Below are 14,861 nucleotides of genomic sequence, written 5' to 3'. Positions count from 1 at the left end.
GGCGGGTTTTTTGCGTCACTTGCCGGCGAACCGGTCGGTGGCGATCATCAGTTGGTGCAAGATGCCCGGTTCGTCATACGAATGCCCCGCCCCTTCCACGATATGCAACTCCGCTTCCGGCCAGGCCTTGGCCAGATCCCAGGCGTTCTGCACCTGACAGGCCATGTCATAACGGCCGTGGACGATCACCGCCGGAATATGGCGGATCAGCGGCACGTTGCGCAGCAGCTGGTCGTCGCTTTCCAGGAACCCCAGATGGGTGAAGTAGTGGTTTTCAATGCGGGCGAACGCCAGCGCGAAATCATCCTCGCCGAACGACGCAGACTCGCGGCTCGGCAGCAGCGTGACGGTCTCCCCTTCCCACACGCTCCACAGCTTGGCCGCTTCGAGCTGCACCTGCGGATCGGCCGAGGTCAGCCGCTGCCGGTAGGCGGCGATCACGTCTTTGCGCTCGTCATCCGACAGAATGGACAGCACGCGCTCCCATTTATCCGGGAAGAAGCGCGAAGCGCCGTCCTGGTAATACCAATGCAGCTCCTGCTTGCGCAGGGTGAAGATGCCGCGCAGCACCATTTCACTGACGCGTTCCGGGTGGGTCTGCGCATAGGCAAGCGCCAGCGTGGAACCCCAGGAACCGCCGAACACCAGCCACTGCTCAACGCCGGCCATTTCCCGCAGCCGCTCAATATCGGCCACCAAATGCCAGGTGGTGTTGTTGTCCAGGCTGGCGTGCGGACGGGAACGGCCACAGCCGCGCTGATCGAACAGCAACACCTTATAGCGTTCGGGATCGAACAGCTGGCGATGGTGCGGAGAGATGCCTCCGCCCGGCCCGCCGTGAATGAAAACCGCCGGCTTACCGTTCGGGTTACCGCTCAGCTCCCAGTAGATCCGGTGGCCATCCCCAGTGTCCAGCCAACCGCTGTCGTATGCCGCTAACGGCGGGTACAAACCTCGTAATTGTTCCATGGCGCTTTCCGTCTCTCTGTGAGTCATGCTTTCATCAAAGCGGAAGCCGCCCGGCAGGTCAACGGTAAAACCTGAAAACTCAAACGCGCGCCGGGAACTCGGCGCGCGTTTGCTCAAAATCACAACGACCTGCTTGCAAAATGCCCACAGGCCCGATCAGTTCAGGTGCGCGATCGCGCTGATCTCCACCAATTGCTCGGGCGAAGCCAGCCCGGTGACGCCGATCAGCGAACCGGCGGGCCGGTGATCACCGACATAGCGCTTGAACAACGCAACGCAGGGTTCAAAATGCGCCTGTACATCGGTCAGATAGATCTCCACATACGCCAGGTTCGAACGTTCGACGCCGAATCCCGCCAATACCCGATCCAGATTGTCCAACGTCTGTTGGGTTTGCCGTTCGATATCGCCCGCGCCGACAAACTCCCCCTGCATATCATGGGAAAACTGCCCCGAGATGTAGAGGGTATCCTTGACGCGATAGCCTTGGGACACGCCATTCTCCTCTTCCCAAATGACCCCGTGGTGGTAGTGCGTGATGCCATTTTTCATGCTGTTTCTCCAACCGTTTATCGTTTCCATGACGACTATAATCGTTTGATTGGCGAATGGATGTCGTCACTAAAACGACGTTAACGATGCATTTAATATATTGAATATATTAAATTTATTGTCTTTTCACCGGTTCTCGGAGGGCAGCATGCTACGGGCGAATCTCAATGACATTCAGGTTTTCATGGCCGTCGTCGACGCCGGCAGTTTTGTCGCCGGCGGACAGACGATGGGGCTATCGCGTTCGGCGGCGGGCAAGGCCATCGCGCGTCTGGAGCAGCGGCTGAGCGTGCGGCTGTTGCATCGCACCACGCGTTCGCTTGGCCTGACCGACGAGGGACGAGAGTTTTATCGACGTGGCCTACAGATCCTCGCTTCGGTCGACGATGCCGAGGCCAGCGTGGCCGGCGACAAGGGCACCGCACGCGGAGTGCTGCGGTTGACCGCCCCTTCCGCCTTCGGCAGACGGATCCTGTTGCCGCTGGTGCCGAAATTTCTCGTCGCCTGGCCTGAGGTGCAGGTGGAGATCAGTTTTTCCGATCGCCTGGCGGATGTCGTGGAAGAAGGGTTTGATTTGGCAGTACGGATCGGCGTCACGGCACCGGATACCCGGCTGGTGTCCAGAACCCTCGCCAGGTATCGCGCCCTGCTGTGCGCCTCCCCCGCCTACCTCGCCGCCCGTGGCGAACCGCATACCGTTGAGTCGCTCGCCGGGCACGAGGCTCTGCTGTTCAGCAGCCGCAACCAAAAGCAGCCCTGGCGGTTGCGTGACGAGCGCGGCGAATGGGTCAAGGCTCCAGTTCGCGGCCGCCTGCGGCTGGACAGCGGAGAAGCGCTGCACGATGCCGCTTTGGCCGGGTTGGGCATCGCGTATCTGCCGGAGTTTATGATTGCGGAGGATTTGGCCACCGGTCGTCTGCAGCAGGTGCTGCGCGCCGTGGAGGGTGAAGAAGTCAGGATTGTGGCGCTCTATCCGAATAAGCGCCTGCTGGAACCCCGTGTCAGGCGCTTTCTCGATCTCTTGGCGGATACGCTCGGCGGCTGAAGCCTTACCCGCCTTTACGCATATGCGGCTCGCGCATCTCCTGCGCGGTTTTCGCCTCGATGCTCAGTTCCGCCGTCGGGCGCAGCAGCAGGCGCGCCAGCCCGATGGGTTCGCCGGTTTCGCGGCAGTAGCCGTATTCGCCGTTCTGCAAACGCGCCAGCGCCGCATCGATTTTCGGCAGCAGGCGGCTTTCGCGATCCAACTGGCGGAACAGCAAGCGCAGATCCTCTTCGCGCGCCGCCTTGTCGGCCTCATCGCCCGTCGCTTCGCCGCCGTCGATCTCGCTCTTCAGCTCATCGATATGCAACAGCAGCTTTTGCCGCTCATCCTGCAGCAGCTGACGGAAAAACGCCCGTTGAACCGAGTTCATATAATCAGAATCCGGCATGGCCAGCAGTTGCTGCGCATCCGGTAATGCCATCACAGTCATTGCGTTCTCCGAACATTAAAAGTGTAATATTATAACATAATAATTATTTTTATCACCCGGTCATCCAAAAACAAAATTTCACGTGCAAACAGCCGGTTAAGAGCAATTCGCACTTTGTCGCTTGCATCCTGCCGGCTTTAGGCGGTTAATGGCTGAGCAAGCCACCCAATCATAGGTAACGAGAGGCCATCATGAGTAAGGGAATGGATAGCAAAAAAAATGCGAAGAAGAAGCCGTTGAAAACCCCAGCTGAGAAACGTGCGGAGAAACGCGCCAAAAAAGCGCATCCGTCTGGTGAGTAAGCGTCCTTCCATCCGTCATTAAACCCGCCAAGGCGGGTTTTTTATTGCCTTACAGGAGAGATGGCCGATGCCCCGCTTCACCCTCGCTGCCGCCCAATACCCCGCCGCCGCCGCCGATATCGCCTGCAATCTTGAGCGTCATCTTGAATTTATCGCGCAGGCAGCCGATCGGCAGGTGCAGCTGCTGGTTTTTCCCGAACTGTCGCTGAGCGGCTATGAGTTGGCCGAGGCGCCTGCATTGGCGCTGACTCTGGATGATCCCCGCCTGCAGCCGCTCAGTGCAGCGGCGCGAGCGCGACAGATGACGATCATCGTCGGCGCGCCCTTACGCAGCGGCCCGGCATTGTATATCGCCGCCTTGATTTTTCACCCCAGCGGCGCGCTAGCCACCTACACCAAACAGCATCTGCACGGCGCGGAACAGCAATACTTCTCGCCCGGTGTGGGCGGCTCGTTGCTGGCAATGCACCAGCAACGCATCGCGCTGGCTATCTGCGCCGACACCTCGCAACCCGCTCATGCCAGTGCCGCCGCACAGGCGGGTGCGCATATTTATGCCGCCGGCGTACTGATCTCTGAAGCGGGTTACGCGAAAGACAGCGCTGTGCTGGCGGGCTATGCCCGCCGTTACGGCATGCTCACGCTGATGGCCAACCATGCGGCACCGACCGGCGGCTGGATCCCAGCGGGCCGCAGCGCCATCTGGGATGAAACGGGAGAGCGCCTGATTGCCGCGCCGGGCGACGCCCCCGGGCTGGTCATCGCGAGCAGGAGCGCCGACGGTTGGCACGGCCACCTGTGCCGGTTAAGCTAGAGCCTGACGGCAACGCGGAGGAAAGCATGACGTTACGCGTAATAGATACCGAGACCTGCGGGCTGGACGGCGGCGTGGTGGAAGTGGCCTCCCTCGATCTGCTCGACGGCCAGTTAACCAACCCGATGAGCGATCTGATCAGCCCGGATCGCCCCATCAGCCTGGACGCGATGGCGATTCATCACATCACCGAACAGATGGTGGAAGGCAAACCGCGCATTGCAGTGGCGATCGGCCGCTATCAGGGCAGCCCCTACTATGTGGCACACAACGCCGCTTTCGATCGCGGCGTGCTGCCGGAGATGAACGGCGCCTGGATCTGCACCCTCAAGCTGGCGCGCACGCTGTATCCGGACATCAAGTACGGCAACCAGTATCTGCGCTACGCGCTGAACCTGGACGTGCAGCTGCCGGCTGACGCCACGCTGTACCCGCACCGCGCGCTGTACGACTGCTACGTCACCGCCGCGCTGCTGCAGCGCATCATCAAGGATTCGGGCTGGACGCCGGAGCAAATGGTGCAGATCACCGAACAACCGGTGCTGTTGAAGAAGTTCAAATTCGGCAAGTATCGCGGGCAGGAGATCGATCGCATCGCCCAGGAAGATCCCGGCTATCTGCGCTGGATGCTGAAATCCATCGACGACCTGAGCCCGGACATGAAGCACACGCTGAAATACTATCTGATTGGCTAACACGGCGGGCGACGCAGGCCGCCCGCCGAACGTTATTATTCCGCCAGCGCCAGAATGAAGGCGTACTCCAGCGCAATATCCTCATAGGCCTTGAAGCGGCCGGACTTGCCGCCGTGGCCGGCATCCATGTCGGTATACAGCAGCAGCTGCCGATCGTCGGTTTTCAGCTCGCGCAGCTTGGCCACCCACTTGGCCGGCTCCCAATACTGCACCTGCGAATCGTGCAGGCCGGTGGTCACCAGCAGATGCGGGTATTCCTGCGCCTTCACCTGATCGTACGGGCTGTACTGCTTGATGTAGTCGTAATAGTCCTGCTCGTTCGGGTTGCCCCACTCGTCGTATTCGCCGGTGGTCAGCGGAATGGTCTCATCCAGCATGGTGGTCACCACGTCGACGAACGGCACCTGCGCCACCACGCCGTGGAACAGCTGCGGCGCCTGGTTGATCACCGCGCCCATCAGCAGGCCGCCGGCGCTGCCGCCCATGGCGAACACCCGTTTGCCGTCGCCGTACCCCTGGGCGACCAGCGTTTCGGTCACGTCGATAAAGTCGTTAAAGGTGTTCTGCTTGTTGAACAACTTGCCGTCTTCATACCACAGCTGCCCCAGCTCGCCGCCGCCGCGAATGTGCGCCAGTGCGAACACGAAGCCGCGATCCAGCAGGCTCAGGCGGCTGGCGCTGAACGCCGGATCCATGCTGCTGCCGTAAGAGCCGTAACCGTACACCATCAGCGGGTTGGCGCCACGCTGGAAGCAGTCCTGGCGATACACCAGCGAGACCGGCACCTCGACGCCGTCGCGCGCTTTCACCCACACCCGCTCGCTGCGGTAGTTTTCCGGCGTGAAGTTCTTCACTTCCTGCTGCTTGAGCATCGTCCGCTCGCCGCTGTCCATGTTCAGCTCATACAGCGTGGTCGGGGTAGTCATCGACGAATAGCCATAGCGCAGCAGCGCGGTTTCCGGATCCGGGTTGTACGCCAGCCAGGTGGTGTAAGTCGGATCGTCGAAGGCGATGCGCTTCTCTTCGCCGCTTTGCCAGTGGATCTGGCGCAACAGCGTCAGGCCGGCGCTGCGTTCTTCCACCACCAGCCAGTCGCGGAACAGGCTGAAGCCCTCCAGCATCACGTCGGCGCGCGGGGCGATCAGCGTCTGCCACTGCGCTTCGTCGGCCTGCTCGCTTTGGTACAGGCCGAAGTTCTTGCCGTCCTTGTTGGAGCGGATGTAAAAATGCTGATGATAGTGATCGATGGCGTACTCGTGATCCTTGCGGCGCGGCACGAACAGCTGCGGCTTGGCGTCCGCGCGATCGGCGTCCAGAAGCAGGATCTCCGAGGTGGTAGTGCTGCTCAGGTGGATCAGAATAAAGCGCTCGGAGGTGGTCTTCTCCAGCCCGACGTAAAAGGTATCGTCCAGCTCTTCGTAAATCAGCTCATCCTGCTGCGGATCGCTGCCCACCACGTGGCGATAGACCTGATACGGCAGCAGCGTCTTGGCGTGCTTGCGCACGTAGTACACCGTCGAGGAGTCGTTGGCCCACTCGAAGCTGCCGGAGGTATTTTCCAACACTTCGTCCGCCCAACTGCCGTCGGCCAGGTTCTTGAAGCGAATGTCGTACTGGCGGCGCGACAGGAAATCTTCCGCTACCCCCAGCCGCTGATTGTCTGGGCTGACGTCCAGCCCGCCCAGGGTGTAAAATTCGTGGTTCTCGGCACGCTGGTTACCGTCGATAAGCACCTCCCAGTGCTCACTCTCGGCCTGCGGCTGGCGCACGGAAATCGCGTATTCGTTGCCCGGCTCGTAGCGCGTCTGATAGCGGTAGCCGTGGCGCACGTAAGGCACCGAATGTTCCTGCTGCGGAATGCGCGCCACCATCTCTTCATACAGGGTTTCGCGCAGCGCCTGCTGCGGCTTCAGCATCGCATCGGTGTAGGCGTTCTCCGCCTGCAGGTAGTCCAGCACCTGGCGGTCTGCGCGCTCGTCGTCGCGCAGCCAGTAGTAGTCATCCACGCGCGTGTCGCCGTGGATGGTGATGGGATAAGGACGTTTTTCCGCTTTTGGTGGGGTCATCATTGCTAAATCATCCGCTTACATAGATTGCGGCAAGAGTGACACGATTCCCCCCGGCTTGCCAAGCGGCGCTACGCCAGCTCGCGCTTTTTCTCGTTGACGTCGCTCTCGATGCCCTGCTTGACGTCCGCCGGGATCTTCAGCGCCTGCGCCAGCGCATCGAGGTAGCCGCGCTCCATAAAGTGGTCGACGTCGATCACCAGACAGCTCAGGTAGTAAACCTCCAGCGCCTCGTCTTCATTTTGCACGCTGCGGGCGATCAATTCCGGGTTGAGCGGCTGATCGAGCGCTTCCTGCACCCAGCCCTGCGCCTCTTCCCCCACCTGCAGCTGCGCCAGGCTGTGATCGATGGCGCGCTGTTCGTCGGCATCGATATGGCCGTCGCTCTTGGCGGCGAACACCAGCGCCTGCACCAAACGTTTGGCGCGCAGATCCACCGGCGTGGTTTGCAAACCGAACTGCGGTTCGTCCTGATGGGTCTCTTTCACCCGCTGCTTATACTTGTTCCACAGCACCGCGCCCACCGCCGCGCTGCCGCCGATGATCAGCGCATTTTTGCCGAACTTGCCCACCAGCTTACGCGAGGATTTGTTGGCCAACAGCACGCCGACCAGACCGCCCAGCGCCGTGGGCGCCAGCAGCTTGCCGATGCCTTCCGCCCCGCCCATCGCGCCGGCCTTCTGCCCGATCAACGTTTGAATCTGCTGCATCCAGTTACTTTTCATCATCTACCCCTTGCGTGAAAAAGCGCGGCGCGCAGGCGCGGCCGAACCGACGGTAAACCGCCAGATTAGGGGATCTTTTGTCAATTTACGTCTGGGGGATGCAAACCTGTGTTTAGCGGATCGGCGGGCCGGACGGCCCGCCTTGATGGGCTGCGGCGTTACGCTTCTTCGTCGCCCGCTTCGTCGTCCTGCTCGTACTCCGCCAGCTCGTCGCGCATTGCCTGGATGGCATCGCGGGTCATCAGCGCCAGCGTGCGGTAGAAACCGGTGGTGGCGTGCGCTTCCACTTTGCCGAGGAAGCGGCCGCACCACGGCAGCAGAAACTCGTCGAACAGGGCGATCTGCGCCTGCGCTTCATCTTCCTGCGATTGATCTTCCAGCCAGGAAGCGGCCAGCAGCAGCTGGCCGAAATGGTCGGCCGGCGCCTCCGCCAGCGGCATGCCGCGCTGCTGCAGGAAGGTGCGCACTTCCGCTTCGCTGGCCCCTTCGACGTAGTCGGAGCGGAACGGCGACACGCTGCATTCGCTGCCGACGAACATAGCGTTGAAGTCGGTCGCCAGTTGGTTGACGTCGCAACCCTGCTGCAGGCGCTTCAGCAGGTCATCCTGCTCCAGCGGCCAGTGTTGCTGCAGCTTGCCCTCTTTGATCAAGGCGAACAGCGGCACCAACAGCGGATCCTGCGGCTGGCGATAGAACAGCGTACCCAGCACGCGGCAGACAATGGAAAACTCATTCATGATAATGCCTTATACAATACGGAAAATTTTGCCGGGACGATGTCACAAATCGGCCAATTCCGCAATCGCCGGCTTGCCGCGCCGCTCGAGAAAATCCAGCAACCGGCGCGGGCTGACGTTGAGAATGCGCTCCTGCGGGAAGCCCACCTCTTCGATGATGCGCTCGCAGTGCTCGAAATTACCCAGTGAAAAAGCGACGTGCGAATCCGAACCCAGCGCCAGCCAGCCGCCGGCGTCGCGTACCGCGGCGGCGATCGCCCGGCAATTGGCCTCGCTGCCCTTGCGGGAGTGGGTGAACGACGAGTTATTCAGCTCCAGCGCCACTTCGTATTTGGCCGCCGCCGCCGCAACGGCGGGAATGTCGATCGGGTAACGCGGGTTGCCGGGGTGGCTGATGATATGCACGTCTCCCTGCGCCATCGCGGCGATCATCGCTTCAGTATTGGACGCTTTATCCTGCGGCGCAAACACCGGCTCATGGAAACCGGCGATGATCACGTCGGTGGCGGTCAGCATCGGGCCGGTGCAGTCGATGTCGCCCTGCAGGTTTTTGATGTTGGCTTCGATACCGCGCAAGATGCCCACGCCGTTCACCAGGCGCGGCCACACGTGCATGTTCATGAAGTGCCAATAGTGTGGCGCATCGGCCATGTCCGGGCCGTGATCGGTGATGGCGAACAGTTTGATGCCCTTCTGCTGGGCTTCGGCGATGTAATCGTGCAGCGTGCTGTAGGCGTGGGTGCTGGCGACGGTGTGCATATGCAAATCAACGGGGTACATTGTTTCTCCTTCCAGAGGGCCCGCCCGCAAAGGTACGGGCAGGCGCGATGACGATAACAGCTTATCAGTTACCGAACGGCGGCTGAAGGATCAGTAACCCCGTTGCCTGTCGACCACACCGGCCGGGGCATGCCCCGCCTCCAGCGCGCGAATGTTGGCGGCGATCTGATCCATCGCCTGCTGCGGCAACGTGATGGCAGCAATATGCGGGGTAATGGTGACACGCGGATGACGCCAGAACGGGTGATCCTGCGGCAGCGGTTCGCGGGCGAACACGTCCAGCGTGGCGGCGGCCAGCTGCCCCTGCTCGAGCGCCGCCAGCAGATCGGCTTCCACCAGATGCGCGCCGCGCGCGATGTTGATGAGATAGGCGCCCGGCTGCAGCTGCGCGAACAGCTCGCGGTTGAGGATGCCGAGAGTCTCCGGCGTATTGGGCAGCAGGTTGATCAGCAGTTTGACGCCGTCGAAGAAGGCCGCGCGCTGCGCCTCTCCGGCAAAGCTTTGCACGCCGTCTAACTGTTTGGCGCTGCGGCTCCAGCAGCGCACGCTGAAGCCAAACTCGGTCAGCTTGCGCGCCACGCTCTGCCCCAGCACGCCGGCGCCGAGGATGCCGATGGTGAAATCCTCCAGCGAGTGCGGATCGAGCGGCTGCCACTCCTGCCGCTGCTGCAGCGCCTGATACTCGTCGAAACGGCGGAAATAGCGCAGCACATAGCTCAGCGCGTATTCCTGCATCTGCTGCGCCATGCCGGTATCTTCCAGCCGCAGCAGCGGCACGCCGGCGGGCAGCGTGCCGGGGTGTTTGCGCTCCTGATCGAGAATGGCGTCGACGCCGGCGCCGAGGGCGAACACCGCTTTCAGATCGCGACGGTTGGCCAGCATCTCGTGCGGCGGGCGCCACACCAGCGCGTAATCGGCCGGCCGCTCGTCGCCGCGCTGCCACTCGCGGATCTCAGCCTGCGGCAGGCGCTGCTTGATGCCGGCCAGCCATTCCTGGGCGTTAAACAAGGGGTGGTAATAAATGATGTTCATACTGCGGGCTCCGGTTTGTTTTTATTGGTTTTCATCCAGCCTTCCGCGATTCGCCGCCGGATGCAAGCGTTAAAGCCCAAAATGAAAACAGCCCCGACCAGTGGGGCTGTTGTGCATACTCGCCAATCAGGCGGCGGACGGGCCATCGCGACGGATAAGACGCCGCAGCAGCGGAATGAGGATCAGCATCGCCACGCCGACGCCCGTCGCCCCCCAGCCCAGTGCGCTGAAGATTTCGCTGTAGCCGGGGTTGGTTTGCAGCGGCGTGCTGCCGCTGTTTTCCGGCATCAGGCCGGAGACGTAGCCCGCCAGCACCGAGGCGACGCCGGTCACCATCATCCAACAGCCCATCATCACGCCCTGATAGCGCGGCGGCGCCAGCTTGCCAATCATCGCGTAACCGATCGGCGAGATCATCAATTCACCGACGCTTTGCAGCACATAGCTGATGACGATCCATTTGAACGCCACCAGCCCGTCGCCGCCCGCCATGCTGATGCCCAGCGGCAGCACCAGCATGCCCAGCCCGATGCAGAACAGCGAGCCGGAGAACTGCAGCGGAATGTCGATGTTGCAACCGCGAGCGCGCAGGCGGTTGAACCACCAGGCGAGCAGCGGGCCGCCCACCACGATCACCAGCGTGTTGATGTTCTGGATCCACTGCGGCGCCACCTGAATGCCGTAAACGTTCAGGTTGATGTTGTGCTCGGAGAACAGCATCAGCCCCATCGGCGCCAGCTGGTACAGCGCCCAGAACACCAGCGACCCCAGCGCCAGGATCAGATAGGCCGTCATTCTGCGGCGCTCATCGCGCGGATGGTGGCGCAGCGTCACCACGCACAGCATCAGGAAGATCAACGCACCGAGCACGATCACGAAGTGGCCGCTGAACTCGGCGTGGGTCAGCATCACGCGGATGATCGGCACTAGCGCCACCAGCACCGCCAGCCCGACCAGCATGCGCCAGCGGTATTGGCTGCGGCTGGCGCCGTGCAGCGGCGTATTGAGATCCGCCAGAATGCGCCAGCGGCAGACGGCAACGATGATCGCTGCGGCGTTGCCCAGCGTGGCGAACAGGAACAGCGCGCGGTAGTTTTCCGTCAGTTGGAAATAACCGGCCACGGTAAAGCCGACGAAGAACCCGAGGTTCATGCCGGCGTAGTTCCACAGGAACGCCGATTCGCGCCGATCGTCGTCCGGCTTGAAACGCTGGGTGAGCATCATATTGATGCAGGTGACGTTGAGGCCGCTGCCGGTCAGGAACATCGCCAGCCCCCAGTACAACCCCCACACGCCCGCGACGGCAATCAGCGCACAGCCGATCACCTGCAATACCATGCCGAGCACGAACAGGTTGCGGTTGCTGAGGAAACGGCCGCCGAGGTAGCCGCCGAACATATGCAGACCATAGTTGAAGGCGCCGAACACGCCCATCATGGCGTTGGCGCTGCTTTCGTTGAAGCCCAGCCGCTTGGTGGCGTACAGCACCAGCGTAGAGTAAAGCACGGCGAAGCCCAGCGTGGCGAAGATCTGGATGAAGAACAGCGCTCCCGCACCGGGCGGAATGGCATGGCGCGCTTGCGGCGCCGGCATGGCATCTGAAGGAGTCAAAACGAACCTCTACTGCATTATTATGTAATGAGTCTGTCCCTGTCTGCGATATCGCCGGCCTGTCATCCGGCAATCTGCGCGGCGACGTGATGTTCCTTGCCAAAAACGCCGCGCCGACATGATTCCATTTAGCGACACATCTGACTAATAATCCAGTATTAATGCATATAACAGCAAACAACCCCATCTCAATGGCGACATATTGAGCTATCTGTACAGAAAAAGGTCAAACAATCGTCTTTCATGGATTCTGACCGCTGTCTGCCCTGCCCGCCGGCGGCCAAGAGTGGGAATATCGTTCGGTAAATCAGCAAATTGCTGCAAGTTTGGCTAAACAGTCATGAGAATGAAATAAGAGGGTTGACGCTGAGATCAGATTCTCCTACATTAGCGCCCGTCGACAGCGCAAGGCGTTATCGATGACAAAACGGTGAGGTGTCTGAGTGGCTGAAGGAGCACGCCTGGAAAGTGTGTATACGCGAAAGTGTATCGAGGGTTCGAACCCCTCTCTCACCGCCAAATTCAAAGAGAAAGCCTGGATTCGCGTCCAGGCTTTTTTTTGCATGGTGCACAGCCGAGAGGGGTGAGAAGCCTCGACAGGGTTCGACAAAACGCCTGCGTTTTGGACCGCCAACGGCGGCCCGCAGGGTGAGCGCAGCGAATCAAGCCCTCTCTCACCGCCAAATTCGAAGAGAAAGCCTGGATTCACGTCCAGGCTTTTTTTTTGCATGGTGCACCGCCGAGAGGGGCGAGAAGCCTCGACAGGGTTCGACAAAACGCCTGCGTTTTGGACCGCCAACGGCGGCCCGCAGGGTGAGCGCAGCGCATCAACCCCTCTCTCACCGCCAAATTTGAAGAGAAAGCCTGGATTCACGTCCAGGCTTTTTTTTTGCATGGTGCACAGCCGAGAGGGGTGTGCACAGCGCCTCTCCCCACCCTCTGTGACCGTGATTCCCATTTCCGCCGGTTACCAACGAACCTTACCCCTGATGTTCTCGCTCTTTCATGGCTTCCGCCCTGCCGTTCGCCGCAGTTTTCAGCAAAGTGCGCACAGCTTGAGCGGACAAACAAAAACACAGAAATTATTCTTGACCGGATCGGCCCCACTCCCTATAGTAGCGCCCCGTTGCAGCGATGATTTCGCAACAAAAAAATATGGTGAGGTGTCCGAGTGGCTGAAGGAGCACGCCTGGAAAGTGTGTATACGCGAAAGTGTATCGAGGGTTCGAATCCCTCCCTCACCGCCATATTCTACGAAGAAGCCTGAACTCACGTTCAGGCTTTTTTGTATGCGTAGCGCACTGACCGGGAGGGTGAGAACCCTCGACAGGGTTCGACAAAACGCCCGCGTTTTGGACCGCCAACGGCGGCCCGCAGGGTGAGCGCAGCGAATCTATCCCTCCCTCACCGCCATATTCTAACGAGAAAGCCTGAGCGAAAGTTCAGGCTTTTTTGTATGCATAGCTCACCGACCGGGAGGGTGAGAACCCTCGACAGGGTTCGACAAAACGCCCGCGTTTTGGACCGCCAACGGCGGCCCGCAGGGTGAGCGCAGCGAATCTATCCCTCCCTCACCGCCATATTCTACGAAGAAGCCTGAACTCACGTTCAGGCTTTTTTGTATGCATAGCGCACCGACCGGGAGGGTGAGAACCCTCGACAGGGTTCGACAAAACGCCTGCGTTTTGGACCGCCAACGGCGGCCCGCAGGGTGAGCGCAGTGAATCTATCCCTCCCTCACCGCCATATTCTAACGAGAAAGCCTGAGCGAAAGTTCAGGCTTTTTTGTATGCATAGCGCACCCTCCGCTAGGGAGCAATCCTCGACAGAGACACAAGCTGTCGATCATAATGCCCTCAAAGGTAAGCCAATGCGTAATGCAAGGAAGAAACGTGGCGCGTAAGAAGAAAGGTAATGCCCCGCGGCCAAAGACCGGCCCCGTTAAAGAAAAGTCGAATAACCGCCTGACGAAAATATCGGCGTTTTTGGTCGGATCAGGGATTCTCGTGGCGGTATTGGGCGCCGCCTATCAGTACTTCGCGGGCAGCGTTTCATTAGCTTTCGTGCAATCCGTCGGAAGAGCCTATGAATTCCAACTGACGAACGACACGCCTTCGGATCGTACGATAAAGTCCTTCCGCATCATTCCCCCCGACGTCCAACAAGTGATCTATAAAGTCACCGAGGATGTGTACGCCACCCGCGATGAACAAGGGCGACTCACCTTGCCAGGCGGCAACGAGAGTTATGTTCCCGCAGCGGAATTCAAAGAGCTTGATGGCCAACGCTTATCCGCGAACTCCTCATTAAAGTTTCGCGTGCCGCCGCTTTCCAATCGCACCTGGATGGCACCGGAGGCGGCCATCGTTGATATTCGCTATGAAATCAACTCGTCAAACCCGCTACTTGCCGCTATTGAAGGCACATTTGACGCCCTGGGCCTTTACTCTCGCCAGCACAAGGTTCGCTACCTGGTCATTGAGAACTACTGGACGCCTTCTCGTTCAAACTCCCTCAACGAGGCCATTCGCATATTCTGCCGCGACAGCGATACGGTGGCAAAGTCAGGCAGTTGCGACACGCTTTAAACCGGCACCGCTAGCGGAGACAAAAAAGCCCGAACGCAAATTCAGGCTTTTTTATCCCCACTGCCGCACCGCTCAGTGGTGCGTGCGCCCCATCGCCGTCGGCTGCGCCAGCGCGCGGCGCCAATCGCCCGGCGTTTGGCCGAACTGGCGTTTGAAACTGCGGTTGAACGACTGCTGTGAGTCGAAGCCGAGCGAGATCGCCACGCTGACGATAGGTTCGCCGCTGTTGGCCAGACGCTCCGCCGACACCTTCAGTTTTTGCATGCGGATATACTCCCCGAGCGCATAGCCGGTCTGGCGCTTGAACATGCGCTGCAGGTGCCATTTGGAATAGCCCGCGCGGTCCGCTACGGTGTTGATATCCAGCTTTTCTTCCAGATTGTTGTCGATCCACGCCTTCAAATCGGTAATGAAACCCGTCGTGTTCATGCTGATGCTCCCATCATGTCGGCAGGGTCAACCACTGCCCAATGCACATACGTTGCAACAGTTTCGCTTTAAATGCAATTTTTATT

Annotated in this window: 14 protein-coding genes, 2 tRNA genes and 4 other RNA genes; 10 read left to right on the top strand and 10 right to left on the bottom strand. The window is 60.3% G+C overall.

All coding sequences use genetic code 11. The features are described from left to right. Positions 1–15: 15 nt before the first annotated feature. Complete coding sequence (pip, locus tag ATE40_RS06355; RefSeq protein ID WP_063919601.1) at positions 16–969, bottom strand: prolyl aminopeptidase; 954 nt, start codon at positions 967–969, stop codon at positions 16–18. Between the two features lie 156 nt (positions 970–1,125). Then, on the bottom strand, positions 1,126–1,521 hold the full coding sequence (locus tag ATE40_RS06350) for a RidA family protein (RefSeq protein ID WP_063919217.1): 396 nt from the start codon (positions 1,519–1,521) through the stop codon (positions 1,126–1,128). 148 nt (positions 1,522–1,669) lie between these two features. On the opposite strand from ATE40_RS06350, the gene ATE40_RS06345 reads away from it, so the two are divergent. Next, entirely contained in the window at positions 1,670–2,566 is an 897-nt protein-coding gene (locus ATE40_RS06345) for a LysR family transcriptional regulator (RefSeq protein ID WP_063919216.1), read from the top strand. A gap of 4 nt (positions 2,567–2,570) precedes the next feature. Here ATE40_RS06345 and dksA read toward each other — a convergent pair whose 3' ends face one another. Next, on the bottom strand, positions 2,571–2,996 hold the full coding sequence (dksA, locus tag ATE40_RS06340) for an RNA polymerase-binding protein DksA (RefSeq protein WP_019456414.1): 426 nt from the start codon (positions 2,994–2,996) through the stop codon (positions 2,571–2,573). A gap of 369 nt (positions 2,997–3,365) precedes the next feature. Between dksA and ATE40_RS06335 the strand changes: the two genes are divergently transcribed. Continuing rightward, complete coding sequence (locus ATE40_RS06335; protein ID WP_063919215.1) at positions 3,366–4,112, top strand: carbon-nitrogen hydrolase family protein; 747 nt, start codon at positions 3,366–3,368, stop codon at positions 4,110–4,112. A gap of 26 nt (positions 4,113–4,138) precedes the next feature. Then, positions 4,139–4,807, top strand: a complete 669-nt coding sequence (gene exoX, locus ATE40_RS06330) for an exodeoxyribonuclease X (RefSeq protein WP_033644251.1) — start codon at positions 4,139–4,141, stop codon at positions 4,805–4,807. 35 nt (positions 4,808–4,842) lie between these two features. Here exoX and ATE40_RS06325 read toward each other — a convergent pair whose 3' ends face one another. The 6 genes from ATE40_RS06325 to ATE40_RS06300 form a co-directional block, all read right to left on the bottom strand. Then, positions 4,843–6,876, bottom strand: coding sequence for a S9 family peptidase (locus ATE40_RS06325; RefSeq protein WP_063919214.1), 2,034 nt, complete (start codon positions 6,874–6,876; stop codon positions 4,843–4,845). Positions 6,877–6,944: 68 nt separating this feature from the next. Then, positions 6,945–7,598, bottom strand: coding sequence for a tellurite resistance TerB family protein (locus ATE40_RS06320; RefSeq protein ID WP_025302440.1), 654 nt, complete (start codon positions 7,596–7,598; stop codon positions 6,945–6,947). A gap of 158 nt (positions 7,599–7,756) precedes the next feature. After that, positions 7,757–8,335: a TorD/DmsD family molecular chaperone gene (locus ATE40_RS06315; protein WP_019455786.1), complete on the bottom strand. Its 579-nt coding sequence runs from the start codon at positions 8,333–8,335 to the stop codon at positions 7,757–7,759. Between the two features lie 42 nt (positions 8,336–8,377). Further along, positions 8,378–9,115 carry a phosphatase gene (locus tag ATE40_RS06310; protein WP_049202798.1) on the bottom strand — a complete coding sequence of 246 codons (738 nt, stop codon included), beginning with the start codon at positions 9,113–9,115 and terminating at the stop codon, positions 8,378–8,380. 90 nt (positions 9,116–9,205) lie between these two features. Next, positions 9,206–10,147: a glyoxylate/hydroxypyruvate reductase GhrA gene (ghrA, locus tag ATE40_RS06305; RefSeq protein WP_063919213.1), complete on the bottom strand. Its 942-nt coding sequence runs from the start codon at positions 10,145–10,147 to the stop codon at positions 9,206–9,208. A 126-nt stretch (positions 10,148–10,273) separates the two neighbouring features. Continuing rightward, positions 10,274–11,740, bottom strand: coding sequence for a peptide MFS transporter (locus ATE40_RS06300; protein WP_063919212.1), 1,467 nt, complete (start codon positions 11,738–11,740; stop codon positions 10,274–10,276). Positions 11,741–12,187: 447 nt separating this feature from the next. On the opposite strand from ATE40_RS06300, the gene ATE40_RS06295 reads away from it, so the two are divergent. From ATE40_RS06295 to ATE40_RS06265, 7 genes are all read left to right on the top strand, one after another. Next, positions 12,188–12,277 (top strand) — tRNA-Ser (locus tag ATE40_RS06295). Between the two features lie 43 nt (positions 12,278–12,320). Next, positions 12,321–12,441: non-coding RNA, RtT sRNA (locus ATE40_RS06290), on the top strand. Positions 12,442–12,915: 474 nt separating this feature from the next. Continuing rightward, positions 12,916–13,005 (top strand) — tRNA-Ser (locus tag ATE40_RS06285). Between the two features lie 46 nt (positions 13,006–13,051). After that, positions 13,052–13,171: non-coding RNA, RtT sRNA (locus tag ATE40_RS06280), on the top strand. 47 nt (positions 13,172–13,218) lie between these two features. Beyond that, positions 13,219–13,338: non-coding RNA, RtT sRNA (locus ATE40_RS06275), on the top strand. A 46-nt stretch (positions 13,339–13,384) separates the two neighbouring features. Beyond that, a non-coding RNA gene (locus tag ATE40_RS06270) (RtT sRNA) lies at positions 13,385–13,504 on the top strand. Between the two features lie 146 nt (positions 13,505–13,650). After that, on the top strand, positions 13,651–14,346 hold the full coding sequence (locus tag ATE40_RS06265; protein WP_063919211.1) for a hypothetical protein: 696 nt from the start codon (positions 13,651–13,653) through the stop codon (positions 14,344–14,346). Positions 14,347–14,418: 72 nt separating this feature from the next. Here the strand turns inward: ATE40_RS06265 and ATE40_RS06260 are convergent, their stop codons facing one another. Further along, complete coding sequence (locus ATE40_RS06260; protein ID WP_019455813.1) at positions 14,419–14,775, bottom strand: helix-turn-helix domain-containing protein; 357 nt, start codon at positions 14,773–14,775, stop codon at positions 14,419–14,421. Positions 14,776–14,861 lie beyond the last annotated feature (86 nt).

The organism is Serratia surfactantfaciens, from assembly GCF_001642805.2.
In the GTDB taxonomy this organism is placed as follows: Bacteria; Pseudomonadota; Gammaproteobacteria; order Enterobacterales; family Enterobacteriaceae; genus Serratia; species Serratia surfactantfaciens.
This window is presented reverse-complemented; position numbering and strand designations above follow the sequence as displayed.

Coding starts and splice junctions, on each gene's coding strand:
- pip (WP_063919601.1), bottom strand. CDS start 969: ATGGAACAATTACGAGGTTTGTACCCGCCGTTAGCGGCATACGACAGC.
- ATE40_RS06350 (WP_063919217.1), bottom strand. CDS start 1,521: ATGAAAAATGGCATCACGCACTACCACCACGGGGTCATTTGGGAAGAG.
- ATE40_RS06345 (WP_063919216.1), top strand. CDS start 1,670: ATGCTACGGGCGAATCTCAATGACATTCAGGTTTTCATGGCCGTCGTC.
- dksA (WP_019456414.1), bottom strand. CDS start 2,996: ATGACTGTGATGGCATTACCGGATGCGCAGCAACTGCTGGCCATGCCG.
- ATE40_RS06335 (WP_063919215.1), top strand. CDS start 3,366: ATGCCCCGCTTCACCCTCGCTGCCGCCCAATACCCCGCCGCCGCCGCC.
- exoX (WP_033644251.1), top strand. CDS start 4,139: ATGACGTTACGCGTAATAGATACCGAGACCTGCGGGCTGGACGGCGGC.
- ATE40_RS06325 (WP_063919214.1), bottom strand. CDS start 6,876: ATGATGACCCCACCAAAAGCGGAAAAACGTCCTTATCCCATCACCATC.
- ATE40_RS06320 (WP_025302440.1), bottom strand. CDS start 7,598: ATGAAAAGTAACTGGATGCAGCAGATTCAAACGTTGATCGGGCAGAAG.
- ATE40_RS06315 (WP_019455786.1), bottom strand. CDS start 8,335: ATGAATGAGTTTTCCATTGTCTGCCGCGTGCTGGGTACGCTGTTCTAT.
- ATE40_RS06310 (WP_049202798.1), bottom strand. CDS start 9,115: ATGTACCCCGTTGATTTGCATATGCACACCGTCGCCAGCACCCACGCC.
- ghrA (WP_063919213.1), bottom strand. CDS start 10,147: ATGAACATCATTTATTACCACCCCTTGTTTAACGCCCAGGAATGGCTG.
- ATE40_RS06300 (WP_063919212.1), bottom strand. CDS start 11,740: ATGCCGGCGCCGCAAGCGCGCCATGCCATTCCGCCCGGTGCGGGAGCG.
- ATE40_RS06260 (WP_019455813.1), bottom strand. CDS start 14,775: ATGAACACGACGGGTTTCATTACCGATTTGAAGGCGTGGATCGACAAC.